Origin of the sequence: Pedobacter sp. GR22-10 (assembly GCF_026239715.1) — a bacterium.
Taxonomy (GTDB): Bacteria; Bacteroidota; Bacteroidia; order Sphingobacteriales; family Sphingobacteriaceae; genus Pedobacter.
The window spans coordinates 1456096-1476838 of the sequence record NZ_JAPIVR010000001.1 but is presented as its reverse complement, the minus strand read 5'-3'; the positions used below and the strand labels follow the sequence as shown (position 1 = coordinate 1476838).

The 20743-nt window shown below is 39.0% G+C and carries 19 protein-coding genes; 9 read left to right on the top strand and 10 right to left on the bottom strand.

Going from position 1 to position 20743, the window contains the following annotated elements; genetic code table 11:
- The first annotated feature begins 3 nt into the window (after positions 1–3).
- The 4 genes from OQX64_RS06370 to OQX64_RS06355 all read left to right on the top strand — a co-directional run bounded on the left by OQX64_RS06370 (position 4) and on the right by OQX64_RS06355 (position 3311).
- On the top strand, positions 4–864 hold the full coding sequence (locus OQX64_RS06370; RefSeq protein ID WP_265818083.1) for a bestrophin family protein: 861 nt from the start codon (positions 4–6) through the stop codon (positions 862–864).
- Positions 864–1766: a histone deacetylase gene (locus tag OQX64_RS06365; protein ID WP_265818082.1), complete on the top strand. Its 903-nt coding sequence runs from the start codon at positions 864–866 to the stop codon at positions 1764–1766. Before OQX64_RS06370 ends, OQX64_RS06365 begins: the two co-directional genes overlap by 1 nt.
- Positions 1767–1853: 87 nt before the next feature.
- On the top strand, positions 1854–2537 hold the full coding sequence (locus OQX64_RS06360; protein WP_265818081.1) for a pseudouridine synthase: 684 nt from the start codon (positions 1854–1856) through the stop codon (positions 2535–2537).
- 39 nt (positions 2538–2576) lie between these two features.
- Positions 2577–3311, top strand: coding sequence for a hypothetical protein (locus OQX64_RS06355; protein WP_265818080.1), 735 nt, complete (start codon positions 2577–2579; stop codon positions 3309–3311).
- Positions 3312–3372: 61 nt separating this feature from the next.
- On the opposite strand, the gene OQX64_RS06350 is transcribed toward OQX64_RS06355, so the two are convergent.
- The 3 genes from OQX64_RS06350 to OQX64_RS06340 all read right to left on the bottom strand — a co-directional run bounded on the left by OQX64_RS06350 (position 3373) and on the right by OQX64_RS06340 (position 6095).
- The gene (locus OQX64_RS06350) at positions 3373–4749 is read right to left on the bottom strand and encodes an MATE family efflux transporter (protein WP_265818298.1); all 1377 of its coding nucleotides are present in this window, start codon (positions 4747–4749) and stop codon (positions 3373–3375) included.
- A gap of 216 nt (positions 4750–4965) precedes the next feature.
- On the bottom strand, positions 4966–5601 hold the full coding sequence (locus OQX64_RS06345) for a helix-turn-helix domain-containing protein (protein ID WP_265818079.1): 636 nt from the start codon (positions 5599–5601) through the stop codon (positions 4966–4968).
- 8 nt (positions 5602–5609) lie between these two features.
- Positions 5610–6095, bottom strand: coding sequence for a PaaI family thioesterase (locus OQX64_RS06340; RefSeq protein WP_265818078.1), 486 nt, complete (start codon positions 6093–6095; stop codon positions 5610–5612).
- Between the two features lie 372 nt (positions 6096–6467).
- Between OQX64_RS06340 and OQX64_RS06335 the strand changes: the two genes are divergently transcribed.
- The 3 genes from OQX64_RS06335 (at position 6468) to hemF (ending at position 8996) form a co-directional block, all read left to right on the top strand.
- Entirely contained in the window at positions 6468–6680 is a 213-nt protein-coding gene (locus tag OQX64_RS06335) for a coproporphyrinogen III oxidase (protein WP_088301726.1), read from the top strand.
- Between the two features lie 101 nt (positions 6681–6781).
- Positions 6782–8014, top strand: a complete 1233-nt coding sequence (locus tag OQX64_RS06330) for an MFS transporter (protein ID WP_265818077.1) — start codon at positions 6782–6784, stop codon at positions 8012–8014.
- Positions 8015–8099: 85 nt separating this feature from the next.
- Positions 8100–8996 carry an oxygen-dependent coproporphyrinogen oxidase gene (gene hemF, locus OQX64_RS06325; RefSeq protein WP_265818076.1) on the top strand — a complete coding sequence of 299 codons (897 nt, stop codon included), beginning with the start codon at positions 8100–8102 and terminating at the stop codon, positions 8994–8996.
- Here hemF and OQX64_RS06320 read toward each other — a convergent pair.
- The 5 genes from OQX64_RS06320 to gyrA all read right to left on the bottom strand — a co-directional run bounded on the left by OQX64_RS06320 (position 8993) and on the right by gyrA (position 15435).
- Positions 8993–9691, bottom strand: a complete 699-nt coding sequence (locus tag OQX64_RS06320) for an endonuclease V (RefSeq protein ID WP_265818075.1) — start codon at positions 9689–9691, stop codon at positions 8993–8995. The genes hemF and OQX64_RS06320 overlap by 4 nt on opposite strands.
- Before the next feature lie 131 nt (positions 9692–9822).
- Positions 9823–10260 (bottom strand): hypothetical protein, encoded by a 438-nt coding sequence (locus OQX64_RS06315; RefSeq protein WP_265818074.1) that lies wholly within the window; start codon positions 10258–10260, stop codon positions 9823–9825.
- 221 nt (positions 10261–10481) lie between these two features.
- A complete protein-coding gene (locus tag OQX64_RS06310) occupies positions 10482–11627 on the bottom strand; it encodes a tetratricopeptide repeat protein (protein WP_088301714.1) in 1146 nt (381 codons plus the stop codon).
- A gap of 107 nt (positions 11628–11734) precedes the next feature.
- On the bottom strand, positions 11735–12820 hold the full coding sequence (locus tag OQX64_RS06305) for a tetratricopeptide repeat protein (protein WP_088301713.1): 1086 nt from the start codon (positions 12818–12820) through the stop codon (positions 11735–11737).
- A 32-nt stretch (positions 12821–12852) separates the two neighbouring features.
- The gene (gyrA, locus tag OQX64_RS06300; RefSeq protein ID WP_265818073.1) at positions 12853–15435 is read right to left on the bottom strand and encodes a DNA gyrase subunit A; all 2583 of its coding nucleotides are present in this window, start codon (positions 15433–15435) and stop codon (positions 12853–12855) included.
- Positions 15436–15705: 270 nt separating this feature from the next.
- Here gyrA and OQX64_RS06295 point away from each other — a divergent pair, with 270 nt between their 5' ends.
- Positions 15706–16917 carry a TCR/Tet family MFS transporter gene (locus OQX64_RS06295; protein WP_265818072.1) on the top strand — a complete coding sequence of 404 codons (1212 nt, stop codon included), beginning with the start codon at positions 15706–15708 and terminating at the stop codon, positions 16915–16917.
- A gap of 165 nt (positions 16918–17082) precedes the next feature.
- Here the strand turns inward: OQX64_RS06295 and alaS are convergent, their stop codons facing one another.
- Complete coding sequence (gene alaS / locus OQX64_RS06290; RefSeq protein WP_265818071.1) at positions 17083–19785, bottom strand: alanine--tRNA ligase; 2703 nt, start codon at positions 19783–19785, stop codon at positions 17083–17085.
- A gap of 116 nt (positions 19786–19901) precedes the next feature.
- On the opposite strand from alaS, the gene OQX64_RS06285 reads away from it, so the two are divergent.
- Complete coding sequence (locus OQX64_RS06285; RefSeq protein ID WP_088301709.1) at positions 19902–20237, top strand: MerR family transcriptional regulator; 336 nt, start codon at positions 19902–19904, stop codon at positions 20235–20237.
- A 7-nt stretch (positions 20238–20244) separates the two neighbouring features.
- Here the strand turns inward: OQX64_RS06285 and OQX64_RS06280 are convergent, their stop codons facing one another.
- Positions 20245–20685: a hypothetical protein gene (locus OQX64_RS06280; protein ID WP_265818070.1), complete on the bottom strand. Its 441-nt coding sequence runs from the start codon at positions 20683–20685 to the stop codon at positions 20245–20247.
- Positions 20686–20743: the final 58 nt, after the last annotated feature.

Below are 20743 nucleotides of genomic sequence, written 5' to 3'. Positions count from 1 at the left end.
ATTATGATCAATTACAATCCAAAAGACTGGTTTACCTTTATATTTCATTTCCATAAAGGCGATACACTTATTAAGCTTTGGCCGCTGATGATTTGTGTTTCAGTGGTTTCTGCAGGTATTGCATTCCTGGAACTGAACGTTTTTAAACTGTCAAAAAGCGATTACGTGAGCAATATTGGTATGATGCATAGCCTGCTGGGCTTTGTGATTTCTATGTTGCTGGTATTTCGCACCAATACCGCTTATGATCGCTGGTGGGATGGCAGAAAACTACTGGGCACACTAACTAACGTGAGCCGGAATTTTGCCATGAAAATTAAGGCATTGAAATTACCGGATGAACATTTACGTTTCTTTGAATACGGCATCCCAAAATATGCCTTCGCCATGAAAGAACACCTCCGCGAGAAGAAGTATTTTGGGAAAAACAGTTTTCTGATAGAAGTAAAAGACGGACAGCATATTCCCAATCAAATTGCCAGCAGTTTAATCACCCACCTTTATGATTTAGTGCGTGAAGGGCTGATCTCTCAGGAACAATTGATTGTTTTAACTCAGGATGTAAATCAGTTTACTGATATCTGCGGAGGCTGTGAAAGGATCAAAAATACACCAATTCCTTTCTCGTACAGTGCCTTCATCAAAAAATTTATCTTTATTTATGTGCTGACGATTCCCATTGGCTGGGTGTTTAGTTTGGGTTATTATCTGGTACTTATTGTTCCCTTTATCCTCTATGTATTAGCGAGTTTAGAACTCATAGCTGAAGAGATAGAAGATCCGTTTGGTTTAGATGCCAATGATTTACCCGTTGATACCATCTGCAATAACATTGAAAAACATGTAGAGGAGATTTTAAGCTGATGATCAAAATAGCTTATCATCATTTATACGCACATCCCTTACCCGAAGGACACCGTTTTCCGATGTTGAAATATGAATTAATTCCGGAACAACTGTTGCATGAGGGAATTATTGCCCCGACAAATCTTTTTGAACCAGAACCTGTAAGTGAAGAGATTGTGTTATGGACCCATCATCCTGACTACTGGATACAGCTCCGAGACCTGACGCTACCTGCAAAGGAACAGAGAAGAATAGGTTTTCCGCTAAATGCGCAATTATTAGCACGAGAACTGAGGATTACCCAAGGCACCATTGATGGTGCCAGATATGCCATGCAAAATGGAATTGCTTTTAACGTAGCAGGTGGCACTCATCATTCTGGCAGTAATTGGGGTGAAGGATTTTGCTTATTAAATGATCAGGCGATATCGGCTAATTACCTATTAAATAATAATTTAAGTAAGAGTATCTTAATTGTCGATTTAGATGTACACCAGGGAAATGGCACCGCAGAAATTTTTAGCAAAGAGAGCAGGGTGTTTACTTTTTCCATGCATGGTGATAAAAATTTTCCCTTCAGGAAAGAACAGTCTGATCTGGATGTTCCGCTTGATGATGGTGTGGAAGATGAAGAATATTTAGATTTATTGCGTAATCACCTTCAAATGGCCTTTGACCAAGCTAAGCCGGATTTTGTTTTTTATCTGTCAGGAGTAGATGTATTATCAACCGATAAGCTGGGCAAAATTGCGCTCAGCAAGGCTGCCTGTAAAGAAAGGGATCGGATGGTCATTCAGGCTTGTAAAACTAAGGGATTGCCTTTACAAATCAGCATGGGCGGGGGATATTCTACCGCTATCCGGGATATTGTTGATGCACATTGCAATACATACAAAGTTGCTTTCGATCTTTACCATTAAGGAAAGCCCTAAAAATTTGTCATGTTTGGAAGATAATCTTCTTCAGGGCTGTATTATCCGCGCCAGATCATTTATCTTCGCGGCCATATGCTGGAGATTATTTACGAAGACGATCATTTAATTGCCATTAACAAGCCACACGGCTTGCTTGTTCACCAATCACCAATTGCCAGAGATGCTACGGAATTTGCTTTGCAAATGCTTCGCGACCAGGTAGGCAGGCATGTGAGTCCGGTGCATCGTTTAGACCGAAAAACCAGCGGAATCTTATTGTTTGCTTTTGATAAAGAAACTGAAATTGCTATGCATCAGCAGTTTATGAATACGCAAACGATTAAAAAATATCTGGCTATTCTACGGGGTTTTGCACCAGAAAGCATGGATATTGACTATCCACTTGCGAAGGAAAACGGAACGATACAGGATGCTTTTACTTCTTTTAAAACCTTGCAGCATGCTGAGGTAAATGTTCCTTTCGGAAAACATGCCACTTCCAGGTATTCCCTGGTGGAAGCAACACCTAAAACCGGTAGAATGCATCAGTTAAGAAGGCATTTCAGTCACATATTGCACCCCATTATCGGCGACCGTACCCATGGATGTAACAAACAAAATAAATTTTTCCTGGAGCGGTGGAATATGTCTACCATGCTTCTTCATGCATCAGAATTAACATTTACGCATCCCGTTACTTCCGAATCCATTCACTTAAAAGCAGCACTGCACGACGAATTTAAAAGGGTAATGGACTTTATGAATATTCACCTTTAACACAATTTTTGCCTGAAAAATCTGTTTATTAAAAGATCTATGCTTAAATATTTACGTTTTATCCTTCCAATACTGGCGCTTTTTGCTGCTAGTTGTTCTTCTGTCTACATGCCGAATGTGCCCAATACCCCGATGCTAAGTAAACAGGGTGAATTTAGTGGCGGCGGACATATCTCCTTAAAAGGAAATGCCAGCATCAACGGGGCCTATGCAGTATCCAATCATATTGGCGTACTTTTTAGCGGTTCTGCCATGAACAACGATCGCCGGAGCAAAGATTTTGGCCATAAGCTTATTGAAATTGGCGGTGGTTATTATGATACTTTTGGGCCAGACAACAACAGGATCATTGAAATTTATGGTGGCGTAGGAAAGGGCTGGAGTGATATCACCTACAGGGATTATAAAAACGATGTACTGATCAGCAGTGAACTGCAGGAGGTTGATTACAGAAAATCCTTTTTGCAGGTCAATTATAGTTCAAAAAAGAAGAATAATCTCCGCTTATTCGGTACAGATTTCCCCATTAACTATGGAACAGCATTGCGCATAAGCCATGTGAGAATGGATCGTTTTTTTCTGAATGGTGTGGTGCAGCCTAAGGAAGATAACATTTTCTTTGAACCGATTTTCTTTACCAGGATGGCACTGAGTAAGGTGGTTCAGCTTCAATATACCACCAGCAGTAATATCGGCTTGAAAAGCCGTAAATACATGTCGGCCGGTAATTCTATCTTCACTATTGGTGTCGTGGTGAATGTGGGTGGAAAATAATACTAAACATCTTACAGATCAGCTGCCTAACCTGAACTGGCAGCTGATCTAAATATGATCCTTATGATGAGAAAGGTTCTGGTTTCATGCTCAGGGATTTGGTTTTATTCTGAAATCTTAAGAACAATAGGATAGAAGCTGTTAATAAACCTAACGTTAATCCGTACCAGATGCCATTTACGCCTAAGCCAAAATAGAAGCCTAAGAGGTAACCCACAGGTATTCCCACTACCCAATAGGCCAGAAAAGTAATGAAGGTTGGCATATTGACGTCACCAATTCCCCGCAGGACACCTAAGCCTACTACCTGCGTACCATCAAACAGCTGAAAAAATCCTGCAATGATCAGTAATTGCGAGGCAATAGCCACTACTTTTAAATCACTGGTATAAATAAAAGGCATCAGGTTGTTGGCCAGCATAAAGATAATGGCAGTGCATGACATGAAAAGTAGGATCACATGATAACTGGCTATGGCTGATTTACGTAAATCAGCAAAGTTGTTTTTACCAAAGTTGTTTCCGGTTTTAATGGTGGCTGCAGAAGCTATCCCGCTGGCCATCATATAAGTCATTGCGGCCAAACCAATGGCAATCTGATGCGCAGCCTGTTCTACGGCACCGATGGTACCAATCAGAATAGCTGCACCACTGAATGCACTGATTTCGAAAGAATATTGCATCGCCACCGGCGCACCGATTTTTATGATTTTTCCGGCTCTGATTTTATCAATGAAAGTGGCTTTGAAGCTAGCCAGGTATTTTTTAAAATGCTTTGACTTTAAAACATAAATAGCCATAACTGTAGCCATTAAACTTCTGTCAATTAAAGTACTTAAGCCAACGCCACTTACACCCATTGGTTTAATGCCGAACATGCCTTTTACAAAAATGATTCCGAGGGTAATATTTAACAGGTTTCCCCAAATGGAGACAAACATGGCCTGCTTGGTAAATCCCAAACCTTCAGCAAATTGTTTAAAGGTCTGAAAGACCAGCAAAGGTACAATAGAAGCTGAAAGTAAGCCCAAATAAGGTTTAGCATAGGCCACAACGGCAGGCGTTTGGTCTAAGTGATCGATGACCAATAACACACCAAAATGGACCAAAGCATACAGGAAAATACCTATAATAATATTTATAATTAAACTGTTGGATAATAGCTTTCCACATTCTTCATGATTTTGCCGGCCGTTTTCCTGCGCAATTAAAGGCGTTAAACCATAGGAAATCCCTAACCCAATTACCATGATCAATATAAAAATACTATTCACCAATGAAACGGATGCCAGCTGAGTGGTATCTGTAAAATGACCAACAATTACACTATCAGCCATATGAACCAAAGTATGTCCGACTTGTGAACCCACAATTGGCAGGGCTAAAAGCAGATTTTCTTTATAATATGGCTTGTATTTGGCGTAGATTTTAGAAAACATCGTTCGCAAAGGTCGGGTTTTTAAATCTCAATCAAAGCAGGTAAAATAAATTTTAATTCAGGTGAGTCGTCAAAAGCAATTCATCGTAAACCGTCATGGCGAACCGAAGTCTCGGGCGGAGCGATGGCGTGAAGCAATCTTTATCATGAAAACAGATTGCTGAGTTGGCTGAAAAAGCCACCTCAGCAATGACGGAGAAAGATTAACTGTTCAAAACTACACTGATTTCACCGCCGTAAAATACTCTTCTTTTTCAGTCGTATGGATCTTAATCACGTTCGTAATAATCAGGTCGACAAGTATTTTTTGTGCCTTCCGGTAAGAACAACGTAATAATTTACTCAGTTCTTTGAGGGTAATTCTTTCTTTGCGGTCCAAGTATTCCAGCAGTTTTTTTTCATTATCTGAATAGGAGATCAGCACCCCCTTGTCTTTATGGCTATTCTTTAAAACCTCCACAATGATCTTGCTGGCGAGTACACTTTTATCATCAATGCGGATGTAGGCCCACCACTTTTTCTGGTCATCGAGAGCATAATGAGGTTTGGTATCGCTTTCGGGGATGTTTACCACCAGAACCAGCTTATCATCCACATAGATTTCTTCAAAGGAGGGCTCTATTGCCGGTTTACACAACTGGTGTGCAGCAGTTAAGATCATATATTTTTCCTCTTCTTCTGACTTTACTCCTTTAATGCGACCATCATCGGCTACACCAATAAGAAGTTGCCCCCCTCTGTTGTTTGCAAATGCAACCAGGCTTTTTGCAATTTTTTCTGTATTGGTAATGGTTTTTTTAAAGTCGAGCTGAACGCCCTCACCCTGAAAAATCAAACTTTTAATGCTCGGCATATCATCAATTAATAAGCAACGGTAGGCCATTCGCCCTGATGCAGGTTTCGGATATAAACTTCATTCATTACGGTGGCACATAACTCACCTTTTTTATTGGTAATTTCCATCGGGTAGGCTTTTACAAACTTACCTGCTGTTCTTAAAGCCTGTTCTGCTTCAGCAAGCATATCATCGGTAATTTCAATGGTGAAATATAAGTGAGATCGGCCAGGTTTCAAGTAGTGAATGGAGGCACTTTTTAACCATACCCTGACTTTAAATCCTTTGCGCTGCATCAGCTGATCAAATAACAAGGCGTAAAAAGGATCTGTAGCAGCGTAAATGGTTCCGCCAAAAATAGAGCCATTATAGTTTTTATTCAGAAAACTCTTATTAATTTTTACCGTACAGCTTCTAAAGTCATCTCCGAATTTCTGAACCCAAATGCGTTGAAAGAACAATGGTGGATAAAGGCGCATTACCCATTTAAGGGTGTTTGGAGAAATTATCATATATCACTAATATCAGAAAGTTTTATCACCTTTTAAAGTTTTCAGGTGATGTTTTAGTCATATTTTATTTGCTTGATTCAACAGCTGTAATTATTTATTTTAACAGGGATTCATTAGACAGGAGGAATTTTAATATCAGTAAAATAATTATTGCCCTAGAGGTAATTTTGAAGGTAACAATCTTGTTTTAGATACCGTTTTACGATAAAAATAAATGTATTAGTGTATGTTTTACACTCAAAAAATCGAGATTTTAATTGATTTAATATATTGATATACAGTTTTTTGAAAAAAAATATAACTATTTTGAGCCAAAAAATAAAACCAAATGGTAACATCATTGTTAGAGATTACAGATAACAATAAGAAACTATGAAAAAAATAATCTTAAGTCTTGCTTTTGCTGGTACGATCATGATTGCCACTTCAGCATGCAATTCGTCTAAAAACATGGCTGGTTCTTCAGACAGTACAAAGATGGATTCAACTACAACGACTCCAATGGATACAACAAAAACAACTACACCTCCGGATACTTCAAAAACAACACCACCGGATACAACAACAAAAACACCTCCAATGTAGGAGAGATAAAAGCCATCCCAAACCGGATGGCTTTTATTTTTAATTTCTGTTTTTTTTATTTGGCCTAATTTGTACTTTCAGCAATTAAACCAAATAGCTAAATGGATTCCCAAACCAAATCAAACAACCGAAATGTTATCTTCCTAGTTATAGTAGCCGCCCTGGGTTATTTTGTTGATATCTATGATCTCGTTTTATTTTCAGTAGTCAGGCTAAAAAGCTTTTCAGATATTGGTGTTTCACCAGAACATATGCGAACTGATGGCGAGTATGTCATCAATATGCAGATGTTTGGTTTGCTTCTCGGTGGATTATTATGGGGCATTATCGGAGATAAATTTGGCCGGATTAAAGTGTTATTTGGTTCCATCTTGATGTATTCTCTGGCCAACATTGCGAATGGTTTTGCCACAGATGTGCACACCTACGCCATGATCAGATTTGTTGCAGGTATTGGCCTGGCAGGTGAACTGGGTGCCGGGATTACTTTGGTTACTGAAACCATGGATAAGGAAAAGCGTGGATATGGCACCATGGTGGTTGCCGGAATTGGCTTATTAGGGGCTGCCGCTGCCGCTACTATCGGTAAGCACTTTACCTGGCAAACTTCTTATTTCGTGGGTGGCGGTATGGGTTTATTACTGCTGCTGCTTCGTGTCGGAACATTTGAATCAGGAATGTTCAAACATGCAGAGCAATCTGCACATGTTTCAAAGGGAAATTTCTTCATGTTGTTTTCAGACCGGAAAAGGTTTCTGAAATACCTGGCCTGTATCTGCCTGGGTTTACCGCTTTGGTTTATTGTGGGGATCCTTGTGACACAATCACCAGAAATTGGTAAGGCATTGGGGGCTAAAGAAGTGCTGAATGCAGGTACGGGCATTATGTATACTTATTTTGGGATTGCCATAGGGGATGTGGTGTGTGGTTTCCTGGCTCAGATGCTCAGATCACGCAAAAAAACAGTGCTTATTTTTCAAAGCTTATCTGTGGTTGCTGTTATAATTTACCTCACCAGCAATAATCTAACAGAAAGCAGCTTCATTCTCATTTGTCTGGTTATGGGCTTTGCGGTGGGTTACTGGGCTACTTTCGTCACCATTGCTGCTGAGCAGTTTGGTACCAATATCCGTTCTACCGTAACCACTACCGCACCCAATTTTGTACGTGGTGCTTTGATACCCATTACCTTGATTTTTGAATTTTTTGTTCATCAATACAGTATTGTGACGGCAGGATTTATCGTCATGGGAATGGTTACCATTATTGCGATGATTTCTGTCGCATCTCTGAAAGAAAGCTTTTACAAAGATTTGAATTACCTGGAAGAATAACTGTGTCAATAAAATGTACTATCTGCAGATAAATCAATATCACTGACTGAATAGCCTTAAGTTTGTAGTAAAGGTAAATACGATCATGATATTTAAAGAAGAGGTAGCATCGCGTTATAGGCAGATTCAGGATGAAATTTGCAAAGGATTAGAGATGGCAGATGGCAAAGGAAAATTTGAAGAGGAATTATGGGAGCGAAATGGTGGGGGAGGTGGCCGTACCCGGATCATGCAAAATGGCTCTATCATTGAAAAAGGTGGCGTAAACTTTTCGGCTGTTCACGGCAAATTACCTGAGCCGATAAAAAAGGCTTTTAAAGTAACGGAAGATGATTTTTTTGCCACAGGAGTTTCCATTGTGATTCATCCCAATCATCCGCTGGTTCCCATTATCCACATGAATATTCGTTATTTTGAACTCAATGAAGAAACCCGCTGGTTTGGTGGCGGAATAGATTTGACACCTCATTATGTGTTCGAAAATGATGCAAGGTTTTTCCATCATAAATTGAAAAATGCCTGTGATGAATTTAATCCTGAGTTTTATCCAAAATTTAAAGAACAGGCCGACAATTATTTTTTTATCAAACACCGGGAAGAAACACGCGGTATTGGTGGCATTTTTTACGATAGACTAAAGCCCGAAAATACAAACTTATTCTGGAATGGTATTTTAGATTTCTCTGCCAATATTGGTGAAACTTTTCTACCTATCTATACCGAGTTGCTGGAACGGAACCGTGATAAGGAATTTACGGATATTCAAAAGGAATGGCAGTATCAACGAAGAAGCCGGTATGTGGAATTTAACCTGGTGTATGATTCAGGAACTAAATTTGGTTTAGAAACCAATGGCAGAATTGAATCGATTTTAATGAGTTTACCACCACAGGCCAATTGGGGATATAATATTCAGCCAGAAGCTGGCTCCGAAGAGTATCAAACTTTACAGTTGCTCAAAAAAGGCATCAACTGGATTTAAAACAGGGTAAGGGGCTGGTGTTGAATATGATGGCCAGCCTTTAATTTACCTGTCCTGAAATCGTTTACAATATCATGAATCAACCGGGTTGGTTCTGGTATTCTGTAATTTCCAATACATTTTTTAATTACGGCCAAAGCCTGTTCATTGGTAATTAAGTGCCCTGCAGAGATATAAACCGGTTTGTTATTATCTTTGGTTCTTAAAGCATAGCCCAATAATTCACCATGACTTTTAATTTCTGCCGTACTGAACTTAGATCTTTCCGGTAAATGGTTGTCGCCATATAAAATACTCTTGGCACAGCCAATGGTGGGTTGACTGGTCATCACGCCAAAATGCGAGGCAACACCCATTCGCCTGGGATGCAGAATGCCATTACCATCTAGCACCACAACATCAGGTTTTACCGGAATCAAATCCCATACTTTTAAGAGCGCAGGTACTTCTTTAAAGCCCAAATATCCAGGTTGATAAGGAAAAGTAGTTTCATAGGTTTCGAGTGCGTATGATTGAATCACCATTCCCGGGAAACTTAAAATGACTATTCCGGCATACATGGTTGAACTGCCTTTATCAAAAGAAATATCAGCACCCGCAATGGTATGAATGGCTTGAAGAGGTTTAAAAATAAGTTGCCTGGATAAGGCGATCTGTAAAGCATCAGCTTCAGGAAAGGTGAAATGATCATACATGTTAGCACAACAAAAAATGAAGTATTTGGTTGTACAAATCTGCTAAGATTGCGTACGGAAAGTTTCGGAATGTTTATCACTGAGCAGCTTTAAATATTAAGACTGCTCAGTGATAAACTAATTACGGAATTTTATTCTACCCAGGCAATGGGAACATAAACGGTTACATAACCATCGGCGTCAATCATTTCCGGAGATAAGGTTACGGTGACAGATCCATAACCCGTCCAGTTTCCTTGGCCACGTTCAGCTGAGAACTCATAGGTTCCCTCAGGTAAACCAGTCATTATCCCCGGCAATTGATAAGGTAAAAATGTGCCGAATGAAGATGGTCCATTTTCACCATAATACTCATCACCACTTTCCTGGTTATAAGCAGTAAATCCTGGCGATTCTGTGGATACTGAAGTGGTTAAGCTGCCATCAAGATTTCTGTAGCCTAAACGGATGTTGTAAGTGGTTACTTTAGCTTTAGTAGTGCTAACTGGTTTTGGTACTTCTGGTGTAGCGTAGGTGGTTAAGGAAACCATACATAATACCAGCATGCAGATTGAAATGATCTTTTTCATAATAAATGGTTTTAGTTTATCATAAAGATCATAAAAAAAATCTTTTTATCTATTAATCCAGGATTATTAAAGTATTAATAAAAGACCTTGAAGTATGTTTAGTTTAAAGAAGTGATGATGTTCGAACAGACAATCTAATAAATAATAATACTAGTCTCATAATTAATATTATGTTAAGTTAGTATTTAAAGGCTTCCTCTTTTCTTGCGGTTTGAGTCCTATTATAATTCCTGAAGTTTGCGGTTTAGTTCCTGTACTTTGTCCGTATCTTTTTTACGGGAATAGATATCTGCCAATAGCTGAACCGTTTTTTTATCGTTGGGATTAATTTCATTTGCCCGCTGCAAAGCAAACTGTGCACGGTTGATTAATGAATTATATTTAGCTGCTTTTTCAGGGTCACTTTTTTTCAAAGTTTCATTAGCCGTATTGATATATGCCAGGCTTAACTGATACAAAGCATCAAAGTAATTTTGATCTGTAGCCAGCGCTTTGTCATAAGCCAGGATTGCAGTCGAATTATTTCCACCGGCCTGTTGTAGATATCCATATAAGAAATAAAGCAGTTTGTTCGCCTTTTCAACTTTAAGGTTGCCTTCAATCAAACTGGTTGCTTTGGCGTAATTTTCTGTATCTAAAAGCAAATTGATATACTCATTGGTCAGATTATGATGAAACGGATTTTTCAATAACCCCTCTTCAAGGGTTTTAATGGCTGTTTCATTGTCGTATTTTGATGCATATAACTGAGCCAGCTTTTGAAACATTGATGCATTGCGAATGCCGTTATCCTTAGCCCTTTTAAAATAGTTAATCGCCTCATCATAATTTTGAATATTCAGTGCACAAATGGCTGTATTTAAGGCCAAGGTAGTATCGGCAGGAAAACTGTCGCTAACCTCTTTTAAATCATCATAAGCTTCCTTAAAATCATTATTGAAATAAGAAGCATTGCCCAGCTCCTGTTTTTTGATCAGGATATTGTGGTTGGAAGCCTTAATCAGACCAGAATTATCTTCATATTTATCTAAACCTCTGGCCTGTTTAATGGCAGCATTTGCGGCTTCGTAAAATTTATCTGAATTGGCAGCATCGGTATCAATAATTGCGGCATAAGATGTCAGGTATGATTTCAGTGACCAGGTTTCTGCCCAGTTTTTTGTTTTATTATCCTTTTCTGCAGATTCAATAGCTTTTAAGCCTTCCGCAACAATGGAAAGTTGTTTCTTCTCATCATCCTTATTGGCTATGGAAGCCTGAAGTTTCCCAACCGAATTTCGGGCAATGAGAATCTGACTTTTCTGTGCAAAAGAATGTAGTGAGGCGGAAACTAGAATTGCTGTGAATAGCTTAAAACCATTATGCATAGTAAATCAAATATTGATAGGTATAAAAAATGCTAGTTCGGTAAAATTAAGCAAAAAAAAAGAGTCCCGACTTAAATCAGGACTCTTTTTTAAATTTTAGCTTTCAACTATTGCTTTGGCAAGGCATCTAATTTTGCCTTTACATCATTATAGTTTTTAGTATCGTTTCTAAACGCATAAATGGTTTTTAACGTTTCTAAAGCACCAGCATTTTTCGGATCGATTTCCAAGGCCTTTTTATAAAATGGCAATGATTTATCCAGTAAGCCATTCATTTTAGTGGTGATTTCGTTAAATTCTTTCACCTTTTTCTGGTCAATTTTATTCCGGTCTGCCTGAAGTTTCAATGCTTGAGAGAAATAAATATTTCCCAATAAAACCTGATAGCTGGCATTATTTGGTTCTTTTGTGGCTAAAGTATTTAACATCTGCTCAGATTTCGCTACATCTCCCCTGTCGATATAAATCTGTGTTTCGGTTTTGATCAAATCAGCATTATCAGGATATTTGGCTACTGCTTCAGCAATTAAAGCCAGCGCAGCGGTAGTATCCTTTTGTTTTCTTAACGTGACATCAACCAATTCATTGTACAAATCTTTAGATTGTGGAGAGTTTAAAGAGATCACCTTTTTAAACTGTTGAATCATGCCTGGATAATCTTCCACATTTCTTGCAGCAATTCCCGCATTCAGGTACATAGAAGTATCTGCAGGATTGATTACAGTAGCCTGAACAAATTTAGCATAAGCCGTTTTATAATCTTTTTTATTATATGCCAATACACCGGCATTTCTTACCGCATTTGACACATTGGTTTCTGCAAGTGTAATGTTTTCTTTTTCTGAGCCTTTGGTATCCAGCTTTTTAGCTTCTACCAATGCATCCTGAGCGATTTTTAAATTCGCGTCTGCATTAGCTGCATTCACGGTATCTAAAATGGCAGCTGAAGAAGCAAATAATGCACGATATGTCCAGGCTTCAGGCATTACTTTAGACTTTTCATCTGCAATGGCTTTATCTGTATGGGCTAGACCGGTTTTAATTGATTCTAGTTTTTTATCTAAAGGTGTTGCACCTTGTGTTGTTAACTGAAAAATTCCCCATGCTTTTTTAGCTTCATTAACCTCACTTTTCTGAGCAAATGCAGCGCTTACCGCTCCTGCTAAAATTATACCTAGAAATACTCTTTTCATAATTTTTATTCTAATTTTTATTTTAGTTAAACTTATTCTTCTGTTGTTTCATCGGCATCATCTTCGTCCTCTTCCGTTTCTTCAGCAGCAGGGTCAGCTTCCAGTTCTTCACCATCAACAACCAGTACGCTGTCTAAATCAACTGTTTCTTCTTCATCCTCTTCATGATCGATCTTTGTTACTGATGCAATCTCATCATCACCCTTCAGCGAGATTAATCGTACCCCTTGCGTGGCACGTCCCATTACCCTTAATGCTGAAACAGGGATCCTGATTACAATACCTGAACGGTTAATGATCATCAGATCTTCGCTATCTGTAACGTCTTTAATGGATACTAATTGCCCGGTTTTCTCGGTAACATTGATCGTTTTTACACCTTTACCACCACGATTGGTTACGCGGTAATCTTCAATGTCCGTCCGTTTTCCATATCCCTTTTCTGATACTACTAACACCGTAACTTCCGGATTGTTTACAGCAATCATGCCAACAACCTCATCTTTATCGTGCGCAAGCCTTACACCACGCACACCAGTTGCTGTTCTGCCCATCGGACGAACTGTACTTTCATTAAAACGAATGGCTCTGCCAGAGCGTAAAGCCATGACAATTTCACTCTGTCCGTTAGTTAAACAAGCTTCTAATAATACATCTCCGTCATTAATATTGATGGCATTAATACCATTTACACGCGGACGTGAATAAGCTTCAAGAGAAGTTTTCTTAATGGTACCTTTTTTAGTACACATAATAATGAAATTGTTCTCCAGGTATTCCTGATCCTTCAGGTTTTTCACCTTAATGTAAGCCTTGATTTTCTCGTCTTTCGGAATGTTGATGATATTCTGTATCGCCCTTCCCTTACTGGTTCTGGAACCTTCCGGAATTTCGTAAACCCTCAGCCAGAAACATCTACCTGCTTCGGTAAAGAACAACATGTAATTGTGGTTGGTGGCCACCAGCATATGTTCAATAAAATCTTCATTTCTGGATGTGCTTCCTTTCGATCCTTTTCCACCTCTACCCTGCGCCCTGAATTCAGTTGCAGGCGTACGTTTTACATAACCTTCATGAGATATGGTAATGACTACCTCTTCATCATCAATGAAATCTTCCATGCTCATATCTTCGGCAGAGTGAACAATCGTTGTTCTACGCTCATCGCCAAATTTTTGTTGAATTTCTGCCAGCTCATCTTTGATAATCTGCATCCGCAAACCTTCATCAGCCAGAATAGATTTCAAATACTCGATGGTTTTCATTAATTCTGCATATTCTTCCTTGATTTTATCACGCTCTAGTCCTGTTAAACGACGAAGCGTCATATCCAGAATGGCACGTGCCTGAAGATCACTTAGACCAAATTTCTCCATCAAGCCCAAACGAGCCTCTTCCGGAGTTTCTGATGCACGGATTAATTTAATTACTTCATCTAAATGATCTAAAGCAATTAAATAACCTTCTAAAATATGTGCCCGTTTTTCAGCCTCAGATAATTCATATTTGGTACGGCGAATAATCACATCGTGTCTGTGATCCACAAAATGTACAATTAAATCTTTCAGATTTAACATTTGCGGACGCCCTTTTACCAATGCAATGTTGTTTACACTGAAAGAAGTTTGTAGTGCAGTATACTTATATAAGTTATTTAAAACGATTGAAGCATTGGCATCACGTTTAATTTCGTAAACGATCCGGATACCATCTTTATTGGATTCATCTTTAATGTTCGAAATACCTTCCAGTTTTTTCTCGCCAACCAATTCAGCCGTACGCTCAATCATCTGTGCTTTGTTTACCTGGTAAGGAATCTCGGTTACGATGATCACCTCACGGTCTTTAATGCTTTCAATTTCGGCTTTGGCACGCATCACGATACGTCCACGACCTGTTTCAAAAGCTTCCTTTACCCCGGTATAGCCGTAAATGATCCCGCCTGTAGGAAAATCAGGGGCTTTAACAAACTTCATCAACTCCTCAATCGTGATATCATGATTGTCAATATAGCCTACAACGCCATCTATTACTTCAGTTAAGTTATGCGGTGCCATGTTCGTGGCCATACCTACTGCAATACCTGAAGATCCGTTTACCAGTAAATTAGGGATTTTAGCAGGTAATACTGTTGGTTCCTGTAAGGTATCATCAAAGTTCAGCTGGAAATCTACTGTATCTTTATTAATGTCAGCTAGCATTTCCTCTGCAATTTTAGAGAAACGGGCCTCTGTATAACGCATTGCAGCTGGTGAGTCACCATCAATGTGACCAAAGTTTCCCTGTCCGTCAACCATCGGGTAACGCAAACTCCAGTCCTGAGCCATACGAACCATGGTGAAATATACGGATGCATCACCATGTGGGTGATACTTACCTAACACTTCACCAACAATACGGGCAGATTTTTTATGTGGTTTATTACTGGTAACGCCCAGATCAAGCATGCCATATAAAACACGGCGGTGTACCGGTTTCAATCCATCACGTACATCAGGCAAAGCCCTTGATACGATTACCGACATTGAATAGTCAATGTAGGCCGATTTCATCTGCTCCTCTATATTAATCTGGATGATTTTGTCGTTTTGTTGATTTTCTAAATCTTCTGCCATAAATTATTATTCTCGTTATCAAAAACGATGTTTCAAAAAGCTATTCTTATAACCTTGCGAATTTAGCAAAAATATGCCGAAATAAGGCATTGTGGAAAAGTTTTGGCTGTAGCTAAAGGTTTTTAGATGAAAGTTTTTTTTGGTGTTCTTACAGTCGTATTTAAATAAGTTTTTTTTTTATGCAAGCCATTTAATTTATTTTTCCTCATTAAAATGATAACACTTAAAAGATTAACTTCAAAATTCTATTTTTGTATATAATGCAAACTTATGGCTAAGCAGAAACAATCGGCGATGATCTTCATCATGATTACGCTTTTGATTGATTGTACAGGATTCGGAATTATTATTCCGGTGCTGCCAAATTTAATAAAGGAATTTACCGGCGGAAGTACAAGTGTTGCTGCAGATTATGGCGGCTATTTAATGGTGGCTTTTGCACTGCCTCAATTCATCTTTTCTCCCATATTGGGCGGCTTGAGTGATCAGTATGGCAGGCGGCCTGTATTGCTTTTTTCTTTGTTTGGTTTAGGAATCGATTATTTATTCCTCTCTTTCGCCCCATCTATTTTTTGGTTTTTTATTGGACGAATTATAGCCGGAATTACCGGAGCGAGTTTTACAACCGGAATGGCCTACATTGCCGATATCTCTACGCCTGAAAAAAAGGCACAGAATTTTGGTTTAGTTGGTGCGGCATTTGGCCTGGGTTTTATTTTGGGATCAGTAGGCGGCGGTTTGCTTAGTCAGTTTGGTTTACGCGTTCCTTTCATGGTTGCGGCAGGCTTGTCATTGATCAACTGGTTATATGGTTATTTCATCTTGCCTGAATCTTTATCAAAAGACAAAAGAAGAAAATTTTCTTGGAAACGTGCCAATCCTGTAGGTTCATTTATCAATGCATCAAAATATCCTGCCATTTTAGGCCTGCTTGCTACGCTGTTACTTCTTTATATCGCCAGTCATTCCGTACAATCAAACTGGTCATATTATGTGATTGAAAAATTTCAATGGACACCAACCATGATTGGTTATTCGCTGGCAGTGGTTGGAATAATGGTTGCGCTGGTTCAGGGTGGATTGATCCGGATTATCATTCCAAAAATCGGGAACAGAAAAGCGATCTATTTTGGGTTGATGCTTTATGTAGTAGGTTTCGTATGTTTTGCTTTTGCCAAAAATGGAACCATGATGATGTTATTTATTATTCCATATTGCCTCGCCGGAATCGGCGGACCAGCGATGCAAAGTATTATTTCTAACCAGGTGCCTGAAAATGCGCAGGGCGAAATTCAGGGAATCACCACCAGTTTGCAAAGCCTGGCAGCGATTATCGGTCCTTGGCTGGCCAGCCATATCTTCGTCTATTTTATTCAGGACGGGACTCCCCTCTATTTTCCAGGAGCACCTTTTATCTTAAGTGCATTTTTAACTATGATCGGACTCTTCATTGCGATTCGTGCCTTGCGGAAATATCATTAATAAATTATTCCCGTAGTTCATTCAGGGGCGTCATGGCAAAGAGAAACAACGAATTAATTTTCTCTTAAATCATATCAGACACAAAATTGCCTCAATCGATTTTATCGGTTAAGGCAATTTCAGCAAATGGATTTATTAAAATTTATACTTCGTTCAGCAGGCAAATTAACCTTGTGGGATGAAACTTTCTGCTTTTTCCAGTACCGAGGCTAAGCCTGCAGGGTTTTTACCACCGGCAGTAGCATAAAACGGCTGACCACCGCCTCCTCCCTGAATTTCCTTTCCTAATTCACGAACGATATTGGATGCATTCATGCCTTGTTTTACCAGTCCATCAGATAACATCACCGTAATACCTGGCTTGCCGTCAATTTCGGTCGTAAATACCAAATAAAGATTATCAACCATATCCTTTAGTGAGAAGGCGAGATTTTTAACCGCATCAGCACTTTGTAAATCCAGGTGCCGGGCAATCAGGTTTACCCCGTTTATGCCCCTCACATGATGCACAATTTCATTCTTTAAATTGCCAACGCGCTCTAAAGTGGTTTTTTCTATTTCCTTTTTTAGCTTAGCATTTTCATCCAGCAAAGCCTGAACAGCGGCAGATAAATCCTTTGAACCATTTAATAAGGCCTTTAAATGGCCAAGTTCTTTACGCTGATCTAAAAAATATTGTTCGGCTTTGTCGGCAGTAATGGCCTCAATCCGGCGTACACCTGCTGCAACTGCACTTTCAGAAACAATTTTAAATGAACCGATTTGCCCGGTTGCTTTTACGTGGGTACCACCACAAAGTTCTTTGGAGAAATGGTCATCAAACGTAATCATCCTAACAAAATCACCATATTTTTCACCAAATAATGCTGTAACGCCACTTTCAATAGCATCTTGGTAAGGTACGTTTCTTTGTTCTTTTAGTTTGATGTTGGCCCGGATCTTCTGGTTCACAATGACTTCAATCTGCGCCAGTTCTTCATCGGTTACTTTAGCAAAATGAGAAAAATCGAAACGTAAGTAATCGGCATTCACCAATGAACCTTTCTGGTTCACATGCTGACCTAAAACCTGCTTTAAAGCCGCATGCAACAAATGGGTTGCGGAGTGATTATCTTCAGTGAGCACACGTTTATCTTCATCTACCACTGCCCAGAATTTCCCTTCCAGGTTATCGGGCAGGATATCTGCAAAATGCACCGTTAACCCATTTTCTTTTTTAGTATCTGTAATGTCTACCCAAAATTGGCGGCTGTGATCCTCTAAGCGGCCTGTATCGCCCACCTGACCGCCACTTTCAGCATAAAAAGGTGTCTGGCGCAGTACAATCTGGTATTGCGCCTTCCCTTTTGCTTTAACCTTGCGGTATTTTAAAATTTCTGTTTCAATTTCCAGCTCATCGTAACCCACAAATTCACTTTGATCATCGGTATTCACAATTATCCAGTCACCAGCATCAATGGCTGTGGCTGCACGAGAACGATTTTTTTGTTCACCAAGGTACTTATTAAAGCCTTCCATATCGACACTCCAATTTATTTCTCTAGCCATCAGCTCTGTTAAATCTATTGGAAACCCGTAAGTATCATTAAGTTCAAATGCAAATAATCCAGAAATAACCTTCGATTCATGATTTTTTACTTTTGTTTCATCTACAGGATATTTTTCAGTGTTTGGACCAAGAAAACTTACGATACCCATTTTTTGTATGGGATTAATATATTCAATAAATCTTTTTATACCTGCTGATAAAGTTCTCAAAAAAGAAACTTCTTCTTCCAAAACCACTTTTTGCACAAAATCCTGTTGTGCAACCAATTCATCAAAAACACCTTTAAACTGTTCAGCCAGCAGAGGTACCAGTTGATTCAAAAATGGCTCTTTGAAATTTAAAAAGGTATAGGCATAACGAACTGCACGACGTAAAATCCTGCGGATCACATAACCCGCTTTGTTATTGGATGGCAACTGACCATCGGCAATCACAAATGAGATCGCACGAATATGATCGGCCATTACACGCATGGCGATATCCGTTTTTTCATCAGCACCGTATGGAATACCTGATTTCTCCGCAATAAACTGAATCATTGGCTGGAAAACATCCGTATCGTAATTGGAATTTTTTTGTTGTAAAACGCGTACCAAACGTTCGAAACCCATTCCGGTATCAACATGTTTTGCGGGTAAGCTTTGCAACGAACCGTCTTTCAGGCGGTTAAACTGCATGAATACATTGTTCCAGATTTCTATGACCTGCGGATGATCGGCATTGACCAAAGTAGCGCCACTGACCAATGCTTTTTCCTCATCCGTACGGCAGTCTACATGAATTTCAGAACATGGTCCGCAGGGACCGGTTTCACCCATTTCCCAGAAATTGTCTTTCTTATTCCCGGGTAAAATATGGCTTTCATCCACGTATTGTTTCCAAAGGTCGTAAGCTTCCTGATCTTTTGCTAAACCCTCCTTTTCATCACCTTCAAAATAGGTCACATATAATTGCGCTTTAGGTATTTTATAAACTTCAGTTAATAATTCCCAGCTCCAGGCAATGGCTTCCTTTTTAAAATAATCGCCAAAACTCCAGTTGCCCAGCATTTCGAACATGGTGTGGTGATAGGTATCAATCCCTACTTCTTCCAGATCATTATGCTTTCCTGATACCCTTAAACAACGTTGTGTGTCTGTAACTCTTGCATATTTAATGGCAGCCTCACCCAAAAACAAATCCTTAAACTGGTTCATCCCGGCGTTGGTAAACATTAAGGTAGGATCGTTTTTAACCACTATGGGTGCCGACGGAACAATATGATGTTGTTTCTGTTCGAAAAAATGAAGGAAGGCTTGTCTTATTTCTTTAGCTGTCATTATTTTAAATGTTGGAGGAACAAAATTAAAATTTTATTGCGTTAATCAGGAAAAATCGAGCTACATTTGAAAGCTTTAATTAATCGATGTAAACCCTTAACAATCAAGCACAAGTTATGCCGTACAAAGAAAGAGACATTAATAAAATGTATTATACGATGGGCGAAGTGACTGAAATGTTTAATGTTAACGCCTCTCAAATCCGCTTTTACGAGAAGGAATTTGATATCCTTCAGCCCAAGAAAAACAAGAAAGGCAACCGGCTTTTTACACCGGAAGACATTGAAAACCTTAAAATCATCTTTAATTTAGTGGATGAAAAAGGCTTTACCTTAAAGGGCGCTAAGGAACATTTAAAGCACAATAAATCAGATGTGAAGGAAAATCAAAAGATTATTGATTCTTTAGAAAAACTAAAGGGCTTCCTGGTGAATTTGGCAAAAGAACTTTAGCCATACGTTAAGATTTTAATTTTCTCCTGTTTAAGTTTTTGGGTAGTATTTTGATAAAAGCCGTTTTATATCGTGCAAGCAGATCCCAAACCCAGCGATTACTGTCTACACTCCGTTCCCCGCAGTCTACTACCTCGGCACGTTCCAATAACTTATTGACCAGATTTTGAATGTATTTAATTTTCACAACACGATTAAATCTTAAACCAATATAATCACAATACACGTGAACCAGAATCTCTACAATCAGAGAATCGTTGCTGATCTTTAATGCTTCCCCGTAATGTGTCAGGTAATCTGCTTTAATGGTTTTTACTAAAATCTCAAATCGTGTACCTGTATCATTTTCCAGGAATGCCCAAAGTGCAGCATCACTAAATACCCTGACTAACCTTGGTTCAAAATGGACCAGAATTTCATGATTAAATAGGTTATACTGTTTTTCCATTCATATGCTAAGATTAATAAGGCTCACAATTGTTACTAAAAATATATGGGCCTAACAC